The sequence below is a fragment of the Arsukibacterium sp. genome, from assembly GCF_036735525.1.
Taxonomy (GTDB): domain Bacteria; phylum Pseudomonadota; class Gammaproteobacteria; order Enterobacterales; family Alteromonadaceae; genus Alishewanella.
The window spans coordinates 22,784-32,206 of the sequence record NZ_DAINOE010000039.1 but is presented as its reverse complement, the minus strand read 5'-3'; the positions used below and the strand labels follow the sequence as shown (position 1 = coordinate 32,206).

Here is a 9,423-nt window from a genome sequence, read left to right as displayed (position 1 = left end):
GCGACCTTGCCAAGGTCGAGGTCACGAGTTCGAACCTCGTTACTCGCTCCAAATTAAACAAAAAAGCCGCTTAATAAGCGGCTTTTTTGTTTTGTTACCCCACGAATTTGGCGCTTTGATTCTCTAAAGCGCTGGCGACACCTGCTTACTTTAAGTGTGCGCGGATTTTGGCTGAAGCATAGTCCATGGTCCAGACAATGGCGGCTATCATAATCACCAGCGTACCCACTTCATTCCAACGGGCCAGCCCCTGATATTGCATCAGCATAGTACCAATACCGCCACCGCCGACTAAGCCGATAACCGTCGCCATGCGCACGTTAATATCCCAGCGATAAATGGTGTAAGACAAGTATGGCAAGACTATTTGCGGGACCACACCATACCAGATCACCTGAATGGGATGCGCACCAGTGGCCGTCATTGCCTCTACCGGGCCATCTGAAATGGCTTCAATTTGCTCAGAATACAGTTTGGTTAACGAGGCGACGGAGTGTAAAAACAGCGCCAACATGCCAGAGAAGGGACCAATGCCTACCCATACTGAGAATATAATTGCCCAGACCAGAGGCTCAATAGAGCGGGTCAGGTTCATTAAAAAACGCAAAATGGCATAGATAGCAAAGCTCAGCGCCGAATGCTTCATTAAGTTTCGGGCAGCAAAGAATGCCAGGACAAAGGCGACCGGAATGGCTAGCGTGGTGGCAATAAACGCCATGTAAACCGTTTCAATGGCCGCGAGCAGCGCATCTTCAAAAATAGCCAGGTTGGGGCTTAACAGGGCAGAGAAAATACGTTGGGCACCGGCCAGGCCACTGTCTGAGAAAAACTCCTGCATTGAGACCTGTGATACCTGCAGCCCAGCCAAAAAGCTCAGCAACAAAAACACTAAACCTAGCCGTACAGCTTGGGTGCGAAACAGCGATTGCCCCTCGTTAAACTGAATAAGGCCGGTCATGGCTTTACCCACGGATAAACGGCTATAGCTAAGGCCACTGGCTACCACTATGCCAGCCAGGCTGCACCAAAGTGGCTCAGACCAGCTAAAATCGACATGACGCAAATTCAGATACCAGCCCTGATACATCAATTTATATAATACTAAAAAGCTATAACTCCACAGCAAACTATCTATACACCAGGCTTTAATGCTGGCCCGATAGCGTTGTACCGGCATCTGCGCATGCAGACTTTGCTGTTGGCTTAGTGCTTTGCCCGAGGCTTTGCTCTGCTCTTTACTCTGATCTTTGTTAAGAGCCGCGTGTTGTTCAGTCAGATGTTTGTCCATTAATTAATACTCACTTCGACAGCGTCTTCACCGTAAATGGTGTGAAACCATTGCTCATCAATATCAGTGGGGGCACCTTCGTACACCATGACACCATCTTTCAGCGCTATGACTCTGCTGGCATAGGTGCGCACCAGAGATAAAAAGTGCAGATTACAAATTACGGTAACACCGAGTTCCTGATTAATTTTTTGCAGATATTTCATTACAGAGTGTGAGGTAGAGGGATCAAGACTGGCCACAGGCTCATCGGCCAGTAAAATTTTCGGCTGTTGCATCAGCGCCCTCGCAATCGCCACCCGTTGTTGCTGACCGCCGGATAAATTATCAGCTCGGACATGGGCTTTATGCTCCAGCCCAACAATGCTCAGATAACGCATCGCTTGCTGTTTTTGTTGCTCTGAATAAAGCCCTAGCAGAGATTTAACGATAGAGGTACTGGCCAGCGCACCGGCCAGCACATTTGTCAGCACGGTTTTACGCGGGATAAGATTAAACTGTTGAAATATCATGCCAATACGGCTGCGTTGCTGCCGTAACGCCTTACCCTGCAAGCGGTTAAGCTGATGCTGTTCAAAATGGATAGCGCCACTGCTTATCGGGTGTAACTGATTAATACAGCGCAATAAGGTGGATTTTCCTGAGCCGGATAAACCAATCACCACTAAAAACTCACCGGGCTGCACACTAAAACTCACGTCCTTTAACGCCTGAGTGCCATTGGGGTAAGTTTTGCTGACTTTGTCAGCAACTAATAAACTCATTTTCGCCTCCTACAGCAGTAACCTATTGGTATCAAGTTCAATGGCGCGGATCATCTCCCGCAGTGGGTCATAGTCGGCATCTGTGGCATCTACCAGGCCTTCAACACTGTAGATATTGCGAAAAATATCACGGCCTTCTTCGGTGGATAAAAACTTTTTTACTGCAGCAATAAAACGATCACGGATGTCTACCGGTAGGTCTTTTCTAAAGACAAAGGGGTCATTAGGGATTTTTTCAGTAATAGCCAGTATTCGTACTCTCTGCTCGACATCCGGAAACTGGGTGAGCACCCGTTGTCTGGCATCACGAATAGTGCCATCTGCTGCTGGGGCAGAATAATACGTAGAGCCAGCATCAACTTGGCCCTGATATACCATGGTAATGACACCATCATGTTTCATGGCAAAGGTTTCATTACCTAAACGGATACCGGCATCGCGCAGCATTTTAAGTGGGAAAAAATAGCCAGAGGTAGACGCCGGATCGGTAAAGGCAAAGCGTTTGCCCTGTAAATCCTGCAGCGTATGAATATCGCTATCGGCGCGTACCACGATTTGCCCCTGATAATACTCCACGCCGTGGCGGATCATCTTCAGGTGTGCGGTGGCACCATACCGCTCATGCGCCATCAGATAGCCAAAAGAGTTCATCGCGCCAATATCTGCGCGGCCCGAGCCAAAGGCTTCTACTACGGCGATATAGCTGGTGGGGATACCGGTAACATAGTAATCACCGGTTTCCTGCTCTAAAAAGCGGATAAATTCACGGGAATTGCTGGCAATGGTGTCAGCATCCACGGAAGGGGTAAAGTACAGCCGCACCGGATTATCGCGACTGCCTAAATCGCCGGCAGGCTGGCAGCCGCTTATCAGCAATAACACTGACATCAGCGGCATTAATAAAATACTAGATATACTTTTGTGTAAGGTCATGGCTTAGCACCCTGTTATAAGTCCGCTACCCTTATAACGCGCTAATATGATGTTATTGTGACAGCGCCGTCACCTGGCTGTCATTTTTCTGTCATGTTACGGACATTTCTAAGCCAGCTGGCCAGGAACGGCGGCGCAGAGCGCTGCGGTTAAAAATCTAAAATATAGGGGCTTATCAGTAGCACTGCTGCGGTAATGACGCCAATAGCGACGATGTTCAGCACCAAACCAGCCTTGACCATATCGGCTATTTTTAATTTACCCGAGCTAAACACAATGGCATTGGGCGGGGTAGCCACAGGCATCATAAAGGCACAACTGGCCGCCAATGCTGCTGGGATCACCAGCATAGACGCCGGCGTATTCAGTGATACTGCCACCGGGCCAAGCAAGGGTAAAAAAGCCGCTGCGGTAGCGGTGTTACTGGTAATTTCGGTTAAAAAGATAATGATGGTCGTGACAATCACAATCAGTAGTACCAGGTCAATGGCCGGCAGTGCTCCTACTTGCAGTGCAATGTAATCGGCAAGGCCTGATTTTTGAATTTGTGCTGCTAGCGTTAAGCCGCCGCCGAACAATATTAAAATACCCCAGGGCAACTTGCTACAATCTTCCCAGGTTAATACCCGTTGACCGCTGCGAAAGCTCACTGGGATGATAAATAATAAACTGGCACAAAATACCGCGGTCAGGGTGTCGTTTAATGGTAAAGCTGTCAGTTTGCTCAGCCATACTCTGAAAATCCACAGTGTTGCCGCCAGTAAAAATACCGCTAAAACGATGATTTCAGCCCTTTGTATCGGTCCCAGGGCATTCAGCTTTGCCCGGTACAGCTGGCGGCTGATACTGACTTCATCCACTTTAAATCTGAAGTGCAGCTGAGTTAACCAGTACCAGCAAGCCATTAACATCACTATGGCGACTGGCACACCTAATAGCATCCATTCGGCAAAGCCAATTTCCAGTTGATACTGATTGCGTAAGTAAGCGGCCAATAGCGCATTGGGCGGGGTACCAATTAAGGTGGCCACACCGCCAATGCTGGCGGCGTAAGCTATGGACAACAGCATGGCTTTGGCAAAGCGGTCATCGCTGCTCTCTTGCATAGCAATAATAGATAACGCAATTGGCAGCATCATCACTGCGGTAGCGGTATTCGACATCCACATTGATAAAAAGGCGGTCACCAGCATAATGCCGGCAATTTGCTGCCCGGGTTTAGTGCCGACCATCAGCATGGTTAACAGCGCGATACGCTTATGCAGGTTCCAGCGTTCCATGGCAATAGACAGCATAAAGCCGCCTAAAAACAAAAATATCAGCGGATCGGCATAAGGCGCAGTGATGTTACCGATGCTATCCAGCCCCAATAAGGGCACTACTATAATGGGCAACAAAGAAGTCACCGGGATAGGCACACTTTCACTTATCCACCAAATCGCCATCCAGGCTGTCAAGCCGCTAAGTAGCCAGGCGGAAGGCGACATACCGCTAAATAAGGGATCATTAAGCACTACCAACAAAAACAATAAGGGGCCGGCCAGTAAAGGCACGAGATATCTGGCCTGAAGGCTCATCACTTTACTCCTCGTGATCGTGCGGATGTGTGGTTTGCTCCGCCGTTTTACTGGAGTCCTGTACCAACTGCTCCAGCTCACTGAGCTCGTATTTATCTAATAAGCGCCATTGACCTGCTTTAAGCTCTGCCAGGCGGATGTGCATAATACGGGTGCGTTTAAGTTTGGTGACTTCAAAGCCCAGATATTCGGTCATACGGCGGATTTGCCGGTTAAGCCCCTGCGTTAAAATAATTTTAAAGCTGTTTTTTGATAGTTGCGTTACCTTACAAGGCAAGGTAACCGTATCCAGAATAGGAATGCCGCTGGCCATTTTTTTAATAAAATACTCTGTAATGGGCTTATTTACCGTCACCGTGTACTCTTTTTCGTGGGCATTGCCAGCACGCAGCACCTTATTAACCATATCGCCGTCATTCGTTAAAAAAATCAGCCCTTCTGAGGGCTTATCTAAGCGTCCAATCGGGAAAATGCGCTGTGGGTAATTAATGGCATCAATAATATTGCCTTTAATATGTCGCTCGGTGGTGCAGGTGATGCCGACCGGTTTATGGTAAGCCAGATAAACCCGCTGCGGTTTGGCATTCAGTGGCTTGCCATCAATCAATACGGTATCACTGTTGCTCACTTTAACACCTACAGTGGCGATGACCCCATTGACGGTCACTTTGCCTTGTTCAATGAACTGATCGGCCTGACGGCGTGAACAAAATCCGGTATCACTGATAAACTTATTTAATCGAAATACTGCTGCTGTGCTCATAAAAGGCTAATAATGACTATTCAGATGTGGCTAGTTTAGGGCTTGTACTTGGCAGCAGCAAGTCTTAGACGGTACTATAGCCTTTTCAGCTGTTGAGGGATCAATATGGCGTTGCCATTAGCTAGGGCGTTACCCGATGTCAGTCGTCTGGCATTTGGTTGTATGGGATTAGGTGGGGGCTGGGATCAGTCGCCACTGACGGCTCAGGATGAGCAGCATGCCTTTGCTGCAGTTGAAGCAGCGTTGCAGGCAGGCATTAATCTGTTTGATCATGCAGACATTTACACCTTTGGTAAGGCTGAGCAGGTATTTGGCCGCATTTTGGCGGCACAGCCAGAACTGCGTGAGCAAATTTATCTGCAATCAAAATGTGCGATACGTTTTGCCGATAACGAGCAGGTGGGGCGTTATGATTTTTCTGCTGAGTATATTCTAGCCTCAGTTGAGCAAAGCCTGCGCCGGCTTAATACTGAGTACCTCGATTTATTATTGTTACATCGCCCCGATCCGTTAATGCAAGCGGATGAAGTGGCCGCGGTGTTTGAGCACTTACACAGCAGTGGCAAGGTGCGGCATTTTGGTGTGTCTAACATGGGCTGGGCACAACTGCAATTATTGCAACACTCGTTGAGTCAGCCCTTGCTGGTCAATCAGTTGCCTTTAAATCTGGCCGAGCTGGATTGGCTGGATGAAGGGGTATTACTGGGTAACCCCGAGCGGCGGGGTAGCCATTATGGTTATGGTACCCTGGAGTATTGTCAGCAGCAGGGCATACAACTGCAAAGCTGGGCGCCACTGGCACAAGGAGTGTTTAGTGGTGCCAGCCCACGTAATGCACAGCAGCAGGTCACCGCTGAATTGGTTAAACAACTGGCTGCCAGCTACCAATGCAGCCCGGAGTCGATAGTACTGGCATGGTTACTGCGCCATCCGGCGGCGATTCAACCAGTGATTGGTAGCAGTAATCCCGCTAGAATTGCCGCTTGCGCTCAGGCTGAGCAGCTGAATTTGAGTCGAGAGCATTGGTATCAACTTTATGTCAGTAGCCGTGGCAGGCCTTTGCCTTAACAGGCTCAGCTGTTTAAATGAGGAAACGCCCTGTTGACTAAGCTTCTTGCGACCTTCTCAGCCATAGCAGCTATTAGTCTATTGCTCTGTAGTTTCCTGCTGCAGGCAGAGGTATTTGCTGGCTATCATCAACGTTTGTGGAGTCCGCAACAAGGCTTGCCACAAACCTCAGTGCTGGATATCGCCCAGGATGCGGATGGTTATCTGTGGCTGGCCACCGAAGGAGGGCTGGCGCGCTTTGATGGTGAGCGTTTTGACGTATTTGATGGCCGCAGATCGCCGTTATTTAGTAACCCCTTGCTGCGCAGCTTACTGGTAAGTTCCGATGGCAGTGTCTGGGTGGGTAGCTCAGATAAGTTGCTTCGTGGTCAACAGCTGGATTTTGCTGAAATTACTTTGGCAGGGCGAAGTCTGGGCGCGGTAGAAGCCTTAGCGGAATTACCCGGTGACCGGGTGTTTATCGGCGCCGATCGCTTATACCTGTGGCAGCATGAACAATTACAACAGGTCGCGTTGTCGGATAAACCGGTGAATGCGTTATTGGTTGACGGTGAAGCTTTGTGGATTGGTGGCCCGGGATATCTGGCGTATTGGCGGGATGGGCACTATCAGGAGCGTTATCATAGTGCTGATAGTGGTCAGGTAATGACCCGTTTACTGGCCACCGACGAGGGTTTGCTGGCCGCCACACCTCAGGGGTTGTTTATCTTTGATGGCCAAAGACTACTCAAAGCAGAGCTGGACGGCATTACGCTGGATGATGAGGTGTTACTGCTACATCAAGATCAGCAACGTTTGTGGGTGGCGACTTATCAGCAAATACTGCTTTTTGAGCAGGGGCGTCTGGTAAGCCGCAAAGTACGTGATAGTAGCGGCGACTTTCCCTGGTTAGTCAGTGCCTTTAACAGCCAGGAAGGCTATATCTGGTTTGGCAGTAAATCCCATGGCTTATTAAGGCTGCGCGCGGATGCCACCTCGCAATTCAGCGTAGCTGCAGGTTTAACTGATCCTTTTGTCTGGGCGCTGGCCGAACACCAGCAACAACTATTGGTGGGCTACAATCAGGGGCTGGCCCGTTTTGATGGCAAGTCCTTTTTGCAGGTGATAGATAGCACCACTTTATCTCACCCGGTGGTGTATAGCTTGTTTATTGATAAAGATCAGGCGATTTGGGCCGGTACTCGCCGTGGTTTAAATAAAATATCCGCGGATTTTCAAGAAGTGCAACGCTTTAGTCAGCTTGACCACTTACAAATAAATGGCGTAGCGCAAACGGCAGATGGCAGTATCTGGATAGCCACTTTTGCCGGCTTATTCCGCCTTCTACCGGGGGAGACAGTACCACAGCTGATGAATGAACCGCTGGGCATTAGCAACCAAAGAATACGGATGTTGTTTGTTGATAGCGATGATCGATTATGGATCGGCACACCTGACGGCGCTTTTTACATTGAGCAGGGGCAACTGCATAGGGTGGCAGACCCACAAGTACAGCGACATTATATATCTTTTATCAGTCAATTGGCTGATGGCCGCATGCTCTTGGGGGCATTACAAGGTGGCATAGCAGTGCAACAGGGCCCGGGTTGGCGCTGGTTAACCATGGATGAAGGTTTGCCCGCTGCCGATGTGATTTTTGCTACTCAGGTAGCCGACCGATTACTGGTATCCAATTTTAATGGTGTTTACAGCATTAATATAACAGCACTGGATGGCGCGCCATTGGATAGTCGGATCATTATTGATGATTTTGCTGCCGAAGCCGGACGAGATGGCTTTCGTTGCTGTAATGGCGCTGGTAACAGTAAAGGCTTGCTGCTGGGCGCTAACTTGTATTTACCTACTCTTGATGGGGTGGTGGCGGTCAATGCCACTGAGTTAGCCACAAAACCCAAGGTGGCAGTCGCCATTATTGAAAACCTTAAAGCAGGCAATCATTATTACCGTTCTGCCAGTGTCAATTTGCCTAAAGGCCAACGGGATTTGCATTTTACCTTTAGCTCGCCCATTTTTTACCGGCCGCAATCGCTGGTCTTTCGTTATCGTTTGGCAGGATATGATCGAGACTGGACAGAAGTGACGGATCGGCGCGAGGCTTTTTATACCAATATCCCCGCCGGAGCATACCGTTTTGAGTTGCAGGTAAGAATACAAGGTGAGCAGCAGTGGAGCGCGTTAAGTGTGCAGCAGCTGAAAATACCGGCGCTTTGGCATGAAAGTTACTGGCTGTATCTGGCTTTATTGCTTGGTTTGTTTTCTGTTGTCTATTTTCTTTACCGCTATCGCTTGCAAAGGATGGCCCGTCAGCAGGCGCAGTTGGAAATGATGGTGGCCAGACGCACGCATGAATTGGATAAAGCTAATCAACAATTGGCGGCATTAAATGAACAATTACAACAGCTTAGTATAACTGATGCACTAACCGGGCTAAATAACCGGCATTATTTACAGCAAGTGTTAAAGGCAGTGTTAGCTGGCGCACAGCGCCATGGCAGGCCTTTACAGTGTATCTTACTAGATTTAGATAACTTTAAGCAGGTTAATGATTTATTGGGTCACCAGCAAGGTGATGAGTTATTGAAACAAATGGCAGCCTTGTTAAAGCGACTGACCCGCCAGTCAGACCATGTTATTCGCTGGGGTGGTGAAGAGTTTCTGGTGATCCAGGAGCCCACAGAGCAAAGCAGCAGCTTTTTACCCAGATTGCAGCAGGCAATATTAGCTGAGCAATGGCAAGGTTTGGACTCGCTGCCGTTTAACATCAGTATCTCCGCTGGCGTGGTGGAACATCCTCTACCTGGCTGGAGCTGGGCACAAAGCCTGGCGCTGGCGGATAAAGCCTTGTACCTGGTAAAACAACATGGAAAAAATGGATGGTTGAAAATAACGCCTATTGATGGCGCTCAAGCTGCAGAAATATTAAAACAGCAAGGGCTGGCATTGTTACAATTGCCAACCCTTGATTATCAGGCCAGTGAACCTCTGGCCAGTCGATTGGCGGCTGCCTTCACCGCCACCACTGGCTAAGGG

Annotated in this window: 7 protein-coding genes; 2 read left to right on the top strand and 5 right to left on the bottom strand. The window is 49.0% G+C overall.

All coding sequences use genetic code 11. The features are described 5' to 3' along the window. Positions 1-145: 145 nt before the first annotated feature. From phnE to rluF, 5 genes are all read right to left on the bottom strand, one after another. Positions 146-1,288: a phosphonate ABC transporter, permease protein PhnE gene (gene phnE, locus V7D78_RS09530; protein ID WP_333608216.1), complete on the bottom strand. Its 1,143-nt coding sequence runs from the start codon at positions 1,286-1,288 to the stop codon at positions 146-148. Beyond that, the gene (gene phnC / locus V7D78_RS09525; RefSeq protein WP_333608215.1) at positions 1,288-2,052 is read right to left on the bottom strand and encodes a phosphonate ABC transporter ATP-binding protein; all 765 of its coding nucleotides are present in this window, start codon (positions 2,050-2,052) and stop codon (positions 1,288-1,290) included. Before phnC ends, phnE begins: the two co-directional genes overlap by 1 nt. Before the next feature lie 9 nt (positions 2,053-2,061). Beyond that, entirely contained in the window at positions 2,062-2,985 is a 924-nt protein-coding gene (locus V7D78_RS09520; protein WP_333608214.1) for a phosphate/phosphite/phosphonate ABC transporter substrate-binding protein, read from the bottom strand. A 149-nt stretch (positions 2,986-3,134) separates the two neighbouring features. Next, positions 3,135-4,562 carry an SLC13 family permease gene (locus V7D78_RS09515; protein ID WP_333608213.1) on the bottom strand — a complete coding sequence of 476 codons (1,428 nt, stop codon included), beginning with the start codon at positions 4,560-4,562 and terminating at the stop codon, positions 3,135-3,137. A gap of 4 nt (positions 4,563-4,566) precedes the next feature. Further along, on the bottom strand, positions 4,567-5,325 hold the full coding sequence (rluF, locus tag V7D78_RS09510; protein ID WP_333608212.1) for a 23S rRNA pseudouridine(2604) synthase RluF: 759 nt from the start codon (positions 5,323-5,325) through the stop codon (positions 4,567-4,569). Between the two features lie 105 nt (positions 5,326-5,430). Between rluF and V7D78_RS09505 the strand changes: the two genes are divergently transcribed. Continuing rightward, positions 5,431-6,393, top strand: coding sequence for an aldo/keto reductase (locus V7D78_RS09505; protein ID WP_333608211.1), 963 nt, complete (start codon positions 5,431-5,433; stop codon positions 6,391-6,393). A 33-nt stretch (positions 6,394-6,426) separates the two neighbouring features. Beyond that, positions 6,427-9,420 (top strand): diguanylate cyclase, encoded by a 2,994-nt coding sequence (locus V7D78_RS09500; RefSeq protein ID WP_333608210.1) that lies wholly within the window; start codon positions 6,427-6,429, stop codon positions 9,418-9,420. Positions 9,421-9,423: the final 3 nt, after the last annotated feature.

Bases quoted from the DNA above. Each gene is read 5' to 3' on its own strand.
- phnE (WP_333608216.1), bottom strand. From the start codon at position 1,288: ATGGACAAACATCTGACTGAACAACACGCGGCTCTTAACAAAGATCAG.
- phnC (WP_333608215.1), bottom strand. From the start codon at position 2,052: ATGAGTTTATTAGTTGCTGACAAAGTCAGCAAAACTTACCCCAATGGC.
- V7D78_RS09520 (WP_333608214.1), bottom strand. From the start codon at position 2,985: ATGACCTTACACAAAAGTATATCTAGTATTTTATTAATGCCGCTGATG.
- V7D78_RS09515 (WP_333608213.1), bottom strand. From the start codon at position 4,562: ATGAGCCTTCAGGCCAGATATCTCGTGCCTTTACTGGCCGGCCCCTTA.
- rluF (WP_333608212.1), bottom strand. From the start codon at position 5,325: ATGAGCACAGCAGCAGTATTTCGATTAAATAAGTTTATCAGTGATACC.
- V7D78_RS09505 (WP_333608211.1), top strand. From the start codon at position 5,431: ATGGCGTTGCCATTAGCTAGGGCGTTACCCGATGTCAGTCGTCTGGCA.